At 71.5% G+C, this 15053-nt stretch carries 12 protein-coding genes; 6 read left to right on the forward strand and 6 right to left on the reverse strand.

Going from position 1 to position 15053, the window contains the following annotated elements:
* Positions 1-30: 30 nt before the first annotated feature.
* The 4 genes from atzF to K1J60_RS36165 form a co-directional block, all read right to left on the reverse strand.
* Positions 31-1689, reverse strand: a complete 1659-nt coding sequence (gene atzF, locus K1J60_RS36150; protein ID WP_220649887.1) for an allophanate hydrolase — start codon at positions 1687-1689, stop codon at positions 31-33.
* A 239-nt stretch (positions 1690-1928) separates the two neighbouring features.
* Complete coding sequence (locus K1J60_RS36155) at positions 1929-5456, reverse strand: 5-oxoprolinase/urea amidolyase family protein (RefSeq protein WP_220649888.1); 3528 nt, start codon at positions 5454-5456, stop codon at positions 1929-1931.
* Positions 5453-6058, reverse strand: coding sequence for an urea amidolyase associated protein UAAP2 (locus K1J60_RS36160; protein WP_220649889.1), 606 nt, complete (start codon positions 6056-6058; stop codon positions 5453-5455). The genes K1J60_RS36155 and K1J60_RS36160 overlap by 4 nt, the downstream gene beginning before the upstream one ends.
* Complete coding sequence (locus tag K1J60_RS36165; protein WP_220649890.1) at positions 6055-6879, reverse strand: urea amidolyase associated protein UAAP1; 825 nt, start codon at positions 6877-6879, stop codon at positions 6055-6057. The genes K1J60_RS36160 and K1J60_RS36165 overlap by 4 nt, the downstream gene beginning before the upstream one ends.
* Before the next feature lie 191 nt (positions 6880-7070).
* Here K1J60_RS36165 and K1J60_RS36170 point away from each other — a divergent pair, with 191 nt between their 5' ends.
* From K1J60_RS36170 to K1J60_RS36195, 6 genes are all read left to right on the forward strand, one after another.
* Positions 7071-7706: a TetR/AcrR family transcriptional regulator gene (locus K1J60_RS36170; protein WP_220649891.1), complete on the forward strand. Its 636-nt coding sequence runs from the start codon at positions 7071-7073 to the stop codon at positions 7704-7706.
* Between the two features lie 362 nt (positions 7707-8068).
* Positions 8069-9706, forward strand: coding sequence for a sensor histidine kinase (locus K1J60_RS36175; protein WP_220649892.1), 1638 nt, complete (start codon positions 8069-8071; stop codon positions 9704-9706).
* Complete coding sequence (locus K1J60_RS36180) at positions 9703-10110, forward strand: roadblock/LC7 domain-containing protein (RefSeq protein WP_033531682.1); 408 nt, start codon at positions 9703-9705, stop codon at positions 10108-10110. Before K1J60_RS36175 ends, K1J60_RS36180 begins: the two co-directional genes overlap by 4 nt.
* Positions 10107-10541 (forward strand): DUF742 domain-containing protein, encoded by a 435-nt coding sequence (locus K1J60_RS36185; protein WP_220649893.1) that lies wholly within the window; start codon positions 10107-10109, stop codon positions 10539-10541. The genes K1J60_RS36180 and K1J60_RS36185 overlap by 4 nt, the downstream gene beginning before the upstream one ends.
* Positions 10522-11160: a GTP-binding protein gene (locus K1J60_RS36190; protein ID WP_220649894.1), complete on the forward strand. Its 639-nt coding sequence runs from the start codon at positions 10522-10524 to the stop codon at positions 11158-11160. Before K1J60_RS36185 ends, K1J60_RS36190 begins: the two co-directional genes overlap by 20 nt.
* A gap of 116 nt (positions 11161-11276) precedes the next feature.
* The gene (locus K1J60_RS36195; RefSeq protein ID WP_220649895.1) at positions 11277-12737 is read left to right on the forward strand and encodes a cytochrome P450; all 1461 of its coding nucleotides are present in this window, start codon (positions 11277-11279) and stop codon (positions 12735-12737) included.
* 8 nt (positions 12738-12745) lie between these two features.
* On the opposite strand, the gene K1J60_RS36200 is transcribed toward K1J60_RS36195, so the two are convergent.
* Together K1J60_RS36200 and K1J60_RS36205 are read right to left on the reverse strand one after the other, a co-directional pair.
* Complete coding sequence (locus K1J60_RS36200; protein ID WP_220649896.1) at positions 12746-13711, reverse strand: RluA family pseudouridine synthase; 966 nt, start codon at positions 13709-13711, stop codon at positions 12746-12748.
* An 81-nt stretch (positions 13712-13792) separates the two neighbouring features.
* Positions 13793-14809, reverse strand: a complete 1017-nt coding sequence (locus tag K1J60_RS36205) for a terpene synthase family protein (protein WP_220649897.1) — start codon at positions 14807-14809, stop codon at positions 13793-13795.
* Between the last annotated feature and the right edge of the window lie 244 nt (positions 14810-15053).

A 15053-nucleotide genomic window follows, 5' to 3' on the forward strand; every position in this document is an offset into this window, starting at 1 on the left:
CGCGCAGTTCCCCGCGCCCCCCTGAACCGCTCAGCGGGCCAGGTAGCGCCTCCAGCCGCCGTGTTCGGTGATGTCCGGGGCGTCCCGGAGGGCCGTCGGTTCGCAGAGGAAGCCCGGGGCTCGGGTGCCGTCGGAGAGTTCGACGGAGCCGAGGGCCATGGGGCGGGGGAGGGTCGTCAGGAGGCGGCCCAGGCCTGCTGCCGGGAGGCGCCAGATCTCGGTCTCGATCGGGGCGCCGCCCTCGCCCACGTGGACCAGGCCCGGCTTGGGCGGTTCCGTACGCAGCGCGTGGAGGCGGTAGACGGGGGCCGTCGTGGTCGTTCGCTCCAGTCGGGCGCCCAGGGACAGCAGTTGGGGGTTCAGCGGCTGGCCCGAGAGGTGGGCGCCGACGACTGCCAGACGGGTGTCCGGCTGGAGCTCTGCGGCGAGGCGGGCCAGGCGGTCGTCCGTGAAGGCCGGGCCGATCAGCATCACGCCGAAGGGGAGACCGTTCACCTCGCCCGCGGGGACGGCCACCGCGGCCAGGTCGAAGAGGTTCGTGGAGTTGGTGAAACGGCCGAGGCGGGCGTTGGCGCCCAGCGGGTCGGCGGCCACCTCGGCGAGCGTGGGGTGGCCCGGTGTCGTCGGCAGCAACAGGGCGTCCGCGTCGGCCAGTTCGGCGAGCGCGCGGCTGCGCAGGGCGGCCAGCTGCTCTTGGTCGGCGAAGAGCCGGTGGGCCGGGATGTCCCGGGCCCGGGTGATGATCCCCGCGACGGTGGGGTCCAGGGAGTCGACGCCGTCCGCGATCGCCTTGTCGACGAAGGCGCCGACCGCCGTGTAGCGCTCGGCCACGAAAGCGCCCTGGTAGAGCATGGCCGCCGCCTCGGTGAAGGGGGCGAGGTCCAGGGGGCGTACGTCCGCGCCCGCGGCTCTCAGACGGGTCACCGTCGCCTCGTACGCCTCCGCCCAGCCCTCGTCCAGCTCGCCCAGCTGCTCGCGTGGGGGGACCGCGACGCGCCAGGGGCCCGGGGTGCGCGGGGGGAGGGGCGGGAGGGTGCGGTCGGGCGGGGAGGCCATGTGGGCGAGGGCCTGCTCCGCCTCCGGGAGGGTGCGGGCGAACACCGTGACGCAGTCGATCGAGGCGCAGGCCGGGACCACGCCGGTGGTGGGGACCAGGCCCCGGGTGGGCTTCAGGCCGACGATGCCGTTGAACGCGGCGGGCACCCTGCCGGAGCCCGCCGTGTCGGTGCCGAGCGCGAAGTCGACGAGGCCCAGCGCCACCGCCACGGCCGAACCCGCGCTGGAGCCGCCGCTGACCCGGGACGGGTCGTGGGCGCCCCGCACGGCGCCGTACGGGGAGCGGGTGCCGACCAGGCCCGTGGCGAACTGGTCGAGGTTGGTGGTGCCGAGGACGAGAGCGCCGGCCGCGCGGAGGCGGGCGACGACCGGGGCGTCGGCGTCCGGGGTGTACGCGTACGCGGGGCAGCCGGCGGTCGTGGGCAGGCCGTGGACGTCGATGTTGCCCTTGACGGCGACGAGACGGCCGGCGAGGGGGAGGTGGGCGCCCGCGGCCAGGCGGGCGTCGATGGCTTCTGCTTCGGCCTCCGCTTCGGCCCGGGGGCGTAGGTCGATCCAGATCTCGGGGCGGTCGACGGCTTCGATGCGGGCGTAGGCGGTGCGGACTCTGGTGAGGGTGGGGGAGTGGGGCATCTGTGCTCCTGGGGGCTGTGGTCGGCTGCGGGTCGGTCGGGCTTCTCGCGCAGTTCCCCGCGCCCCTGTCGGGGCTAGGGGGCTTCTGATGGATCTCCGCGGCGTCGCGATGCCCGGCACGCACTCTCGCCGCACCGGACGAAAGCCCAAGTAGCTCCGCTACGAGGACTTCCGCCCGGCACGCCGAGAGCACGCACCGAACGCCGCTCCTTCTTCCACGGAGATCCATCAGAAGCCCCCTAGGTGCGGTCCGGAGTCAGGATGATCAAGGCGGTGCCCGCGGTCACCTGGGCGCCCGGGGTGGTCAGGATCTGGTCGATGACGCCGTTCGCGGGGGACGGGACGTGGGACTCCATCTTCATCGCCTCCAGGGACAGGAGGGGCTGGCCGGTGGTCACCCGGTCTCCCGGTCGTATGTTCACCTGCCAGACGGAGGCGGCGTACTCGGCCTCGATCAGGTGGCCGCCCTCGGGGACGTGGATCTCGGCGGGCGGTAGCGGTTCGGCTGTCCCCGTCTCCCCCCTGTCGAACTCGCCTGCGGCCTCCCAGGCCGCTCTCTCCGCCGCGAACGCCGTCTGCTGCCGCCTCCTGAACTCGGCCACGGATTCGGCGTTCTCGGACAGGAAGGCCTCGTACTCGGCCAGGGAGAACGTGCCCTGCTCGACGCGCGGGACGAAGCGGCCCGAGACGATGTCCGCGCGCAGGTCCAGTAGTTCGTCGGCGTCCACGGGATACCACTTGACGCGGTCGAAGAAGCGGAGCAGCCAGGGGGAGCCGGGCTCGAAGGCGCCGCGCTGCTGCCAGGGCGACCACACCTGGGTGGTGCGGCCGACGAACTGGTAACCGCCGGGCCCTTCCATGCCGTAGACGCAGAGGTAGGCGCCCCCGATGCCGACCGAGTTCTCCGCCGTCCAGGTGCGGGCCGGGTTGTACTTCGTGGTCACCAGGCGATGACGGGGGTCCAGCGGGGTCGCCACGGGAGCGCCCAGATAGACGTCGCCCAGGCCCAGGACCAGGTACTCGGCGGCGAATACCGTGTCGTAGACGTCGGCCACCGTGTCCAGGCCGTTGACGCGGCGGATGAACTCGATGTTCCAGGGGCACCAGGGCGCGTCGTCGCGGACGCCCGCCATGTAGCGGGCGATGGCCTCACGGGTCGCGGGGTCGTCCCAGGAGAGGGGCAGGTGGATGGTGCGGGAGGGGACGACCAGCTCGTCCGTCGGGGGGAGGGCCGCCGCGATCCGGCGTACCGCTGTGAGGAGTTCGGACTGGGGGAGCCGTCCCGGGTCCGTGCGGATCTGCAGGGAGCGGATGCCGGGGGTGAGGTCGGTGACGCCGTCGAGGCCCGCCTCGGCGACGGCCTCCATCAGGGCGTGGACCCGCATCCGCAGGGCCAGGTCGAGCCGCATGGGCCCGAACTCGACCAGGAGGTTGTCGTCGCCGCTGCGGCGGTACGTCACGTCGCCGTCGCGGGCCAGGACGCCGCCGTCGACGATCGCGGGGCGGGGCGAGGCGTCGTCCGCGACCGGGCGGAAGCGGACGGTGTCCCCGGGACGCAGTTGGCCCAGCTTCCAGCGCTCGGTGGAGACGACCGTGGCCGGGCAGACGAAGCCGCCGAGGGAGGGGCCGTCGGGGCCCAGGAGGACCGGCATGTCCCCGGTGTAGTCGACGGCGCCGACCGAGTACGGGGTGTCGTGGATGTTGGAGGGGTGCAGGCCCGCCTCGCCGCCGTCGGCGCGGGCCCAGCGGGGTTTGGGCCCGACGAGGCGTACGCCGGTGCGGGCCGAGTTGAAGTGGACCTTCCAGTCGGCCGCGTAGAACTCGTGGATGTCCTCCTCGGTGAAGAACTCCGGCGCTGCGTGCGGGCCTTCGAGGACGTCCACCTGCCAGGAGGCGGGGAAGGAGGGGCGCGCTTCCGGTGGGACGGGTCCCGCGTGCCGCGTGGCTTCGCCGCCGTGCAGGACGTCGCCCGTGCGCAGGGCCCGGCCGCCGTGGCCGCCGAAGCGGCCCAGGGTGAACGTGGCCGCGCTGCCGAGGAACGGAGGGACGTCGAGGCCGCCGCCCGCGAAGAGGACGTAGGTGCGCAGTCCGTGTCCGGTGGGGGCGCCGACGGCCAGTACGGCTCCGGCGGGTACCGTCACCGGTTCCCACCGCGCGATCGGTGAGCCGTCCACGGTCACCGGGGCCGGGGCGCCCGTCACGCAGACCGTGGTGGCGTGCGTGAAGCGCAACGACGGGCCCTGGAGGGTGCATTCGAGGCCGGGGGCGCCGTCGGGGTTGCCCAGCGCCCGGTTGCCGAGGCGGAAGGACAGGTCGTCCATGGGGCCGCTGGGCGGGACGCCGACCTGCCAGTGCCCGGTGCGGCCGGGCCAGTCCTGCACCGTGGTGAGGGTGCCGCCGGAGACGACCTCGATCCGGGGTGTCGGATCGGTGACGGCGGCGAGGGTCGCCGTGGAGTGGCCGGCCCGCTGGAAGTCCCCGTCGGTGAGGGCCGCCCGGAGCTGGCCCAGGTTCGTCTCGATGCCGTCGACCCGGGTCCCGGCCAGCGCCTCGTCGAGCCGGCGCAGGGCCTGGGCGCGGTCGGAGCCGTGCGCGACGACTTTCGCGAGCAGCGGGTCGTACGACGCCGTGACCTCCGTACCCGTCTCCGCCCAGCCGTCGACGCGGACACCCGGCGGGAACTCGACCCGCGTCAACAGGCCCGCGCTCGGCCGGTGTTCACGACAGGGGTCCTCGGCGTAGACCCGGGCCTCGACGGCGTGGCCGCGCGGCTGCCCCGGGGCCCGGACGACGGAGACCTCGCCGCGGGCCAGGCGCAGCATCCAGGCGACGAGGTCGACGCCGTAGATCTCCTCGGTGACCGGATGTTCCACCTGGAGGCGGGTGTTGACCTCCAGGAAGTACGCCTCCTCGCAGGCGGCGTCGTACACGAACTCGACCGTGCCGGCGGAGCGGTACTCGACGCTCGCGCACAGGTCGCGGGCGGCGGCGGCCAGCCGTGCGCGTACGTGGTCGGGCAGGCCGGGAGCGGGGGCCTCCTCGACGACCTTCTGGTTGCGGCGCTGGAGGGTGCAGTCACGGTCGCCGAAGGTGACGACGAGGCCGTCGCCGTCGCCGAAGACCTGCACCTCGACGTGGCGGGCCCGCTCGACGAGGCGTTCGAGGTAGACACCTGACGAGGACCCCGGGCCGAAGGAGGCGGCGGCGACGCGCCGCACCCGCTCCCAGGCCTCGGTGAGTTCGTCGGCGGATCGACATGCCGACATACCGATACCGCCGCCTCCGCCGGTGGCCTTGAGCATCACCGGGTAGCCGATGGCCGAGGCCTGGACGAGGGCCTCGTCGAGCGAGTCGAGCAGGTCGGTGCCGGGCAGGAGGGGCACGCCCGCCGCCTCGGCCGCGGCCCGCGCGGTGTGTTTGGCGCCGAACAGCTCCAGTTGATCGGGGGTGGGGCCGACGAACACGATGTCCGCCTCCACGCAGCGGCGGGCGAACTCGGCGTCCTCGGAGAGGAACCCGTACCCGGGGTGGACGGCGCCCGCGCCGGTGTCCTTCGCGGCCTTCAGGACCAGGTCCGCGTCGAGGTACGACTCCTTCGGGGGCGCCGGGCCGAGCCGTATCGCCTCGTCGGCGAGCCGGACGTGGGCGGCGGAGCGGTCGGCGTCGGAGTACACCGCGACCGTGCGCAGGCCCAGTTCGCGGGCGGTGCGGATGATCCGGACGGCGATCTCGCCCCGGTTGGCGACCAGCAGGGTGTCGAAGGTCATGTGTTCTTCCCGGTGATCGTCATCTCCACGGCCGTCGGGTCGAAGCCGTTGCAGGGGTTGTTGATCTGGGGGCAGTTGGAGACCAGGACCAGCACGTCGCGCTCCGCGCGCAGGGTGAGGGCGAGACCGGGCGCGGAGATCCCGTCGACGATGCCGAGGGTGCCGTCCTTCTCGACCGGTACGTTCATGTACCAGTTGATGTTCGACACCAGGTCGCGTTTGCCGAGGCCGTGCCTGGCGCCCTCCGCGAGGAAGTTGTCCACGCAGGCGTGCTGCGACCAGGTGTGGTGCCCGTACCGCAGGGTGTTCGACTCCTTGGAGCAGGCGCCGCCGACAGTGTCGTGCCGGCCCACGTCGTCGGCGGTCACGGTCATCAGCGGGGTGTGTTCGTTCGACATCAGCACACTGCCGGTGGTGAGGAAGATGCCGCCCTGCGCGTGGATCGTGTCGGGCGCGCTGTAGCGGACGGCCGTGTCGTGGGCGTCGTACACCAGGAAGTCGACGGCCTGGTTGCCGTGCAGATCGGTGAGGGTGAGGCTCTCGCCGGCGCGGATCATCGACGACCAGGCGGCGCGGGCCGGGACCACGGTCCTCGTGCTCATGCGGTCCCCCTCGCGGCGAGGAATTCGGCGGTGTTCAGGAAGGCGCGGCGGCCCTCGGGCGAGGCGTCCCACAGGGGGTCGCCGGGCCCGGTCGGCCGGGCACGCCAGGCGACCACCTCCAGCGGGGTGCTGACGTACTCGGGGCGCGGGTCGGCCGGGTGCGGCACATTGGCGATCAGCACGGTCACGTCCTGCTCGGTGCGCAGGGTCACGGCGGCGCCGGGGCCGGCCGAGCCGGTGAAGTCGAGGGTGCCGTCCTCGCGTACCCGTACGCCCTGGAAGAAGGAGAGGGAGGGCGGGAGGTCCCGGGGTTCCAGACCGTTCTTGGCGGCGGCGAGCTTGAACAGTTCACGTCCGGCGGGGGACGAGGAGTGCGGGGTGCCGTCCCCGTACCGCTCGGTGTTGCGCACCAGGGTGGAGGTGCCGCACAGGGCGTCGTGGCGGCCGGAGGTGTCGGCCACCACCGAGGCCAGGACGCGGCCCTGGTCGGAGAGCAGCAGGACGCCCTCGCCCAGGTAGGCGTTCCACTGGACCTTGACGGTGTCGGCCACGTTCAGCCGCTCCCAGGGGCGGTCGGCGTGGTGCAGCAGCAGATGCGCGCACGCGTCGCCGCGCAGGTCGGTCAGCCGGATCTCGGTGCCGCGGGCGAGCACCCGGTGTGTGTAGTTGCCGCCCGCCACCGTCTCGGCCCAGACCAGCCGGGCGGCCTCGGGGGGAGGGTCGGGCCAGTCGCTCGCGGGCACGACGGGCATGGCCTCGGCCCGGGCGCCCTCCTGTGCGCGGGCATGATCACGTGCTCCGTACGTCGTCGATGTCGCCATCGTGGGACCTCCGGGTGCGGCATGCATTTCTGTCGTGCGACAGAAATTAGGAGCGGGCTGCGTCGGTGCCATGTCCCTCGCGTTGCCGGGCGGTTACCGAGCTCTCACGATGATCGTGCCCGGCCGGGGGGTGGCGGAACAGCGCGTCGGCCGTCGCCGGTGGCCGGGGGCCGTGTGCGAGGATCGAACGCATGGGAAGCGCGGGTGGCGGCGGTGGGCGGCGGGTCGGCAGACCGCGCGCCGAGGGCCGGCCGGAGAGCGGGCTGTCGCCCCGGGACGAACTGCTGGACGCCGCCGCCGAGTTGTTCACGACGCGGGGATACGCCGCCACCACCACCCGGGCCGTAGCCGAGCGCGCCGGCATGCGGCAGGCGTCCATGTACCACTACGTGTCCGGCAAGGAGGAGCTGCTCGCCGAGCTGCTGGAGTCCACGGTCACGCCGTCGTTGCTCTGTGCCCGTGACCTTCTCGCCCGGGACGCCGCCCCCGCCGAGGAGCGGCTGTGGGAGCTGTGCCGCGCCGACGTCGCCCTGCTCTGCGGCGGGCCGCACAATCTCGGCGGCCTGTACCTCCTCCCGGAGGTCCGCGCCGAACGCTTCGCGGGCTTCCATGCCGTGCGGTCCGAACTCAAGGACGCCTACCGGCAGTTGATCGCGGCGACGGCCGTGGGTGGGACGCTCGCCAAGAGTGAGCTGGAACTGCGGACCGATCTCGTCTTCGGGCTGATCGAGGGAGTCATCCTCGTCCACCGCTCCGAGCCCGACCGCCCCGTCTCCGTCTTCGCCGAGGCGACGGCGGACGCGGCGCTGCGTATCGCCGGGGTCTGACGGCCTTCTTCGGTGCCCGGCGGAGGGTCCGGGCGTCCGTCTGCGTCGTCGGTTCACTCTGTCAAGGGGCTCTTTTCGTACGGCCGTTCCTCGCTACTCGGCGTGTGCGAGCGGCGACCCGGCGTGTAAATGACCAGAGCGTACTCCTGTCGCGAGGGTGATTTCAGTCGGTTGCTGAATATGACACAGCGATGATCCGGTCGGACTAAGCTCGCCCGCAGCGCACCGAGTTGAGATGTATTCGGGCGCTTGTTCCAAAAAATACCGAAGATCCAGTTTGATTCGCGGATGAAGCCGATCAACCTCCAGCAACTCTCCGCAAGTCACCCGACCATCAGCCGAACCGTCTTTAGAGGGCATACATGGTGAGTGTTCAATCGCCTCCCGGTGGCCGTGAACTTCCCTACGCGCGCGTGCTGCCGCTGCCGGCGATACTGATGGCCGCGGCGACCGGGACCGCCGTCTCCCTGGTGACGGGTCCGGCCCGGCTCGCCGTCGGCTTGTGCGGAGCCGTCGCGACGCTCCTGCTGATCACGGTCGCCGTCGTCGCGGTGCGCGGCGGCCGTCGTACGGTCCGAGAACTGCGCGCCGAACAGCAGCGTCAGACCGCCTTCCTCGAGCAGCGGATCACCGCCCACGACGAGGAATTCAACCGGCTGGGCAAGGAGATCCTGCCCGCAGCGCTCTACCGGCTGCGCACCGGAGAATCCCCCTCAGAGGTGATTCGTCACGTCGTCGACGGTGACGTCGAGTGGCGCGAACTTCCGGAATCCCAGCGCGAATTGCTGCGTACCCTGCTCACCATCGTCGACCGCGAGGAAGCGCTGCGCGACTCCTCGCAGCGGTCGTTCGTCAACATCGCCCGCCGCGTCCAGGCGATCGTCCACCAGCAGAACAACGAACTCCGCGAGATGGAGGAGGACCACGGGCGCAACCCCGAGGTCTTCGACGACCTGCTGCGCATCGACCACGGCACCGCCCTGATCGGCCGTCTCGCCGACTCCATCGCCGTCCTAGGCGGCAGCCGCCCCGGCCGTGTGTGGACCCGGCCCGTCCCGCTCTACAGCGTGCTGCGCGGCGCCATGTCCCGCATCCTGGAATACCGCCGCATCGAGCTCGAATCGATCGCCAAGGTCAACGTCAACGGCGTCGGCGTCGAACCGGTCATCCACGCCTGCGCCGAGCTCCTCGACAACGCCACCCGCTACTCGCCGCCCCACACCAAGGTGCACGTCACCGCCGTGGAGGTGCAGACCGGCATCGCCATCGAGATCGAGGACGGCGGCATCAGTCTCAGCGAGGAGAGCCGCGCCAAGGTCGAGGACATGCTCGCCAAGGCCCAGCAGGGCGTGGACATCCAGGAGATGGGCGACACCCCGCGTCTCGGCCTCGCCGTCGTGGGCCGCCTGTCGACCATGTACAAGATGCACGTCTCGCTGCGGCCCTCCGCCTACGGCGGCGTCCGCGCCGTGATCGTGGTGCCCCGCGACCTGCTGACCGACGAACCCGCCCCCGGCCTCGCGCACGGCATCGGCGCCGGCGCCGTGACGACCATCGACAACGGCGGCGTCGCAGGCCCCGACCGCAAGCCCAAGCGCCGCCGCCCGACCACCGGACCGCGGATCCCGAGCTCCGCGGAGGAGATGAGCCGGGACATGGAGGACGACGTTCCCGTCGTCACCGAGTGGACCGCCAACGGCCTGCCGCAGCGCCGCAGCCGCAGCAAGATCCCGCTCAGCCAGCGCTACGCCGAGGCCGCCGCAGCGGAGGCCGCGGCCGAGGCAGCCATGGCCGCCGCCCCCGTGTGGCAGCCGGAGCCCGAACCGGAGAAGGAACTGCCGCCGCCCGGCATGTGGGTCGAGGCGTTCATGGCCGGGCTCAAGGGCGACCCCGATCCGAACGCCCGACGGAACCCGGACGACTCGACGGCGTCCACCGCTCTCACCGCGAACACCGAGCCGGCCCGCACCGAGGCCGACGACGAGGGGGACCTCAAGTGATCCAGCAACGAGCCAATTTCGACTGGCTGCTGAAGGATCTGGCCGACGGCGTACCCGGTATCCAGCAGATCGTCGTGCTCTCCGCCGACGGCCTGCGGATCGCCCGCCACGGCGGCGACCCGGACGCCGCCGACCGCGTCGCCGCCGCCTGCGCGGGGCTGCAGAGTCTGGCCGGCGCCGTGGCCGGTGAGATCCCGCAGAGCGACGGCCACATGCGGATGGTCATCATCGAGATCAACGGTGGCTACTTCTACATGATGGCCGCCGGAGCCAACGCCTACCTCGCGGTGCTCGCCAACGAGGTCGCCGAACCCGGCCTGATGAGCAACCGCATGCGCGACCTCGTGGACCGCATCGGCTCCCACCTCACCAGTCCGCCGCGGCGGAACGGGCAGACCGTATGACGCCTCCGCAACGACGGCGGCGCCAGCCCAAGCACGAGCCCCCGCCCCCGCCGCTTCCGCCGCTGTCCTCGCAGCCCGAGGGCGAAGACCCCGTCGGCGAATCGGGCGGTCGCCCGCCCGAGCGGCTCTACATCCTCACCGGCGCGGACGGTGAGCGAGCCCCGATCGACCTCGTCACGTTAATCGTGGCGCGTGCCGATCCGCCGCCGTCCGCCGCTCCGGAGCAGTCGGCGTTGCTGCGGATCTGCCAGGCCCCCTTGTCCGTGGCCGAGATCTCGGCCTATCTCAACCTGCCGATCAGCGTGGTGACCGTCCTGCTCACCGAGCTGCTGACGGCCGAACTGGTTCAGGCGCGCGCACCGGTCGTCCGGCAGGCGCGGGCAGACCGTTCCCTCCTCGAAGCGGTGATGCATGGACTTCAAAAGCTCTGACACCATCACGGGTCCACGGACCGAGGACCACCTCCCGCACACCGCGCAGGCCGCGGCGAAGATCGTGATCGTGGGCGGTTTCGGCGTCGGCAAGACGACCATGGTGGGGTCCGTCAGCGAGATCAGGCCGCTGACGACCGAGGAGACCATGACCCAGGCCGGCATCGGGGTCGACGACAACTTCGGCTCCAAGTCCAAGACGGCCACCACCGTGGCCATGGACTTCGGCCGCATCAGCATCACGGACGAGCTGGTGCTCTACCTGTTCGGCACCCCCGGGCAGGAGCGCTTCTGGTTCCTGTGGAACGGCCTGTTCGAGGGGGCCCTCGGGGCGGTCGTCCTGGTCGACACCCGTCGGCTGGAGGTCAGCTTCGATGTCATGGGCCGCCTGGAGGAACGCGGTGTGCCCTTCGTCGTGGCGGTCAACGACTTCCCGGACGCGCCCCGCTACGCCGTCGAGGAACTGCGTCAGGCCCTCGACCTGTCCGAGGAGATCCCGATCATCCGCTGCGACGTACGCCGCCGCGCGTCCAGCCGGGACGTCCTGATGACCCTCATGACCTTCCTGCATTCCCTGGCGATGTCAGGGGCGACGGCACCGGGCGCAGCCTCGGCCTGACCGTCGCGCGCCCGCGCACGCCGGGGAGCCCCGCCGTCATCCCTGTCCCCCCGTCATCCCCGCGATCCGTCGCACTTCCACAGACACCGGATTCACCTCAGTTCGGAGCGATCACCGTGACGCCTGAAGCAAACTCCCTGACCGGTACGGACGACCCCACGCTCGGGCCGCCCCCCGGTTGCCCCGCCCACTGCTCGCCCCCCGACGGGCGCCGCCGCCTGTACGGCCCCGAGGCGGAGGACCTGGGAGCCGTGTACGAAAAGCTCCGCGCGGAACACGGCTCGGTGGCCCCCGCCCTGCTCCACGACGACGTACCCATCTGGGTGGTGCTGGGGCACGGCGAGAACCTGCACATGGTGAGTACGCCGTCGCAGTACTCCCGGGACACCCGGCTCTGGAACAAACTCCAGGACGGCACGTTCAAGCCCGACAACCCGCTGATGCCGCACATCGCCTGGCAGCCCATCTGCTGCCACGCCGAGGGCGACGAGCACCTGCGGCTGCGCGGCGCGGTCACCGGCGCCATGTCGACGATCAACTTCCGGGGCATCCGCCGCAGCATCAACCGCTACACCCAGCAGCTCGTCAACGAGTTCTGCGAGGAGGGCGAGGCGGACCTCGTCAGCCAGTTCGCCGAGCACCTGCCGATGGCGGTGATGTGCGAGATCCTCGGCATGCCCGAGGAGTACAACGACCGGATCGTGCACGCCGCCCGCGACATGCTCAAGGGCACCGAGACGGCGATCGCCAGCAACGCCTACATCATGGAAGCCCTGACGGGGCTCACCTCCCGCCGCAGGGCGCACCCCCAGGACGACTTCACCAGCCACCTGATCAACCACCCGGCCCGGCTCAACGACGAGGAGGTGAGCCAGCACCTGCGCGTCGTGCTCATCGCCGCGTACGAGGCCACCACCAACCTCCTCGCCAACGTGCTGCGGGTGGTCCTCACCAACCCCGGGTTCCGCGCCCAGCTCAAGGGCGGCCAGATGACCGTGCCCGAGGCGGTCGAGCAGTCCCTGTGGGACGAGCCCCCCTTCAGTACACAGCTCGCCTACTTCGCCAAGCAGGACACGGAGCTGGGCGGTCAGCGGATCCGCAAGGGCGACGGTCTGCTCTTCGGCATCGCGCCGGGCAACGTCGACCCGCGGGTACGGCCCGATCTCACCGCCAACATGCAGGGCAACCGCTCGCACCTCGCCTTCGGCGGCGGCCCGCACGAGTGCCCGGGCCAGGACACGGGCCGAGCCATCGCCGACGTCGGTGTCGACGCCCTGCTGGCGCGCCTTCCGGACATCCAGCTCAACTGCGAGGAGCACGAGCTGCGCTGGCGGTCCTCGATCTCGACCCGGCATCTGGTCGAGCTTCCGGTGCGCTTCGAGCCGAAGGAGAAGGAGAAACTGGAGCCGCGGCCCCTGGGCCGTCCCGTGCCGGCGCAGCGCGAGGGTGGGAAGGCCACCCCGCCGAGCCCGAAGTCCGAGGCTGCCGCGCCCGCGCGGTCGGCGTCGGCATCGGCCGAACCGCCCGCCCGGCCCGGTCTCCTGCGCCGCGTGCTGCTGTGGATGAGCGGCCGATAGCCGACCCCTCAGGCCCGGGCGTCGTACGGTGTGCCCGCCCACTCCTCGTACGACGCCCACGCCTGAAGCACCCGCCCGCTCACGAACCGGTACTCGCGCCCCGTGACCGGATCGGTGAACTCCAGCACCCGCGCGAGCAGTTGCAGCGGACGGCTGAAGTCGTCGGCCGGCACGGGGTCCCGCACTTCCGGGTACAGCGGGTCACCGAGGATCGGCACGCCCAACGTGGCCATGTGCACTCGCAGTTGATGCGTCTGCCCGGTGCGGGGAGTCAGCCGATAGCGGGCCGGCCCGTCGTCCCGCCGCCGCAGCAGCTCCACCTCACTGACGGCGTTGGGTTCGCCCTCGACCTCTCGGGCCGCCATGACCCCGCGCTCCTTCACGATCCGGCTGCGCACGGTGCGCGGGAGGGCGAGGGCCGGATCGTACGGGGCGACGGCCTCGTACTCCTTGGTGACGAGCCGGTCGCGGAACAGCGACTGGTAGGCGCCCCGTTCCCCGGGGCGCACGGTGAACAGCACCAGCCCGGCGGTGAGCCGGTCCAGGCGGTGGGCGGCGCTCAGCGTGGGCAGCCCCAGGTCGCGGCGGAGCCGGGCGAGCGCGGTCTCGGCGACATGGCTGCCGCGTGGCGTCGTGGCGAGGAAGTGCGGCTTGTCGACCACGACGATGTGCTCGTCGCGGTACACGACGTCCAGTGCGAACGGCACCGGCACCTCGGGCGGCAGGTCCCGGTGGAACCACACCCACATGCCCGGCACATACGCCGTGTCACGCGGCACCGGCCGCCCCTCGACGTCCACGATCAGCCCGGCGTCCAGCATGCCGTCGATCACGCCCGGCCCGGCCGCCAGCCGGTCCACCAGGTGATCACGCACCGTCGCCCATGCCGTTCCCTGCGGCAGCCTGACCCGCACCGGATCGATCCCGTCGCGCTGCGGCAGGGGGGAAGGGGGCACCGGACGTCTGCGTCTCATCACGAGCAAGCCTACGAGGGGACCGGTGGCGTGTGTGCGGTCCGGTCCCCCTTCTTCCGAGCGGGCCCGCCGTCGGTGGCGTCAGGCGGCGCACCGGTAGCGATCGGTGTCCTCGTGCCAGTGGTAGGAACCCGCGGCCCAGCCCTGGATGGCCCTGGCGTGGCGGAGCACGGCGCGCTGGGTGTGCTGACTCGTACGCAGGTCGTGCAGGGCTTGCGGGAGGTCCGACCTGACCGTCTCGTCCAGTGTCCTGACACGGCCTGTCAGGATGCGGTTGACGAGCGAGACCGCCTCGGGGAGGGGGACGCCGTGCAGTTCCTGGGTGACGCGCACGATGTTGTTCCTGGCGACACCTTCGCGCACTTCCTTGGGGTAGGACACGATGTCGTTGTGCAGATCGACGGTGTCCCGGAACGCGTTGATCAGTACGGTGAAGGGGCGCGTCGCGCGGATGTCGTCGGTGATCTCCCAGCCGAGCGAGTGCTCCATCAGCAGGGCGCTGCACCCGGCCGCCCCGTAGTCACGGCGCATCTCCGTCTGTTCGATCAGGTCGGGGAACCTGTGGCGGGTGAGGTTCTCCGTCTCCCACAGCGAGGCTTCCAGGAACTGTCGTATCGACCTGGTGTACAGGAACTGCCAGGAGAGGGATGCCGCGGGCGCGGTGCGCCGCCACAGGTCCGCCAGCGCGCGTTCCAGCGGCTCCTTCGGAGTCGGGCCCGAGTCCGGGAGATGTGCCGTCACCGGCAGGAAGGACATCAGGCGTTCGATGCGGTCGAGGATCTGCTCACGCTTTCCGAGGGCCTCGCACCAGGGCAGGAAGATGTCGTCGAGGCACCAGATCACACTGTGCCAACCGGACAGCAGCTCCAGCTCACGGGCCGACGCGTGCGGGTAGGTCAGGGCGGTGAACCGCGTGAAGTCCGCCCGGTCGAAGATCTCGGCACTCCATCCGCCGTGGTGCGAATCGGTGTGCTGGGGTTCGAGTAATCCCATGGACTGCGCCCACGCGCGAACGCGTGGACGGGTCTCCTCCAAGTAAGGGTTCACCCTGGCCGGGAACGGCATGTAGAACGAGGGTATCTGGAAGGTGTCCGCCACGGCTGCCTCCTGTCTGTGACGACTTGCCTCTGCACCGCCCTCAGTCCTGTGTCGACGGCGTGCGGGCCGCCACCAGGTCCGTGCATCACGCGCTGTACTCCGGTCGAACGGGGCCTCGTCGCCTGCGTGCCGGGCGGTGTCGTCGGCCGTGAACTTCGAGGTGACGTACGGACGGTGCAGAAAATCCGTGATCACCACCGCCGCGACCGAGCCATCGGCGATCAAGCCATCGGCGACCAGGCCG

Origin of the sequence: Streptomyces akebiae (assembly GCF_019599145.1) — a bacterium.
Taxonomy (GTDB): domain Bacteria; phylum Actinomycetota; class Actinomycetes; order Streptomycetales; family Streptomycetaceae; genus Streptomyces; species Streptomyces akebiae.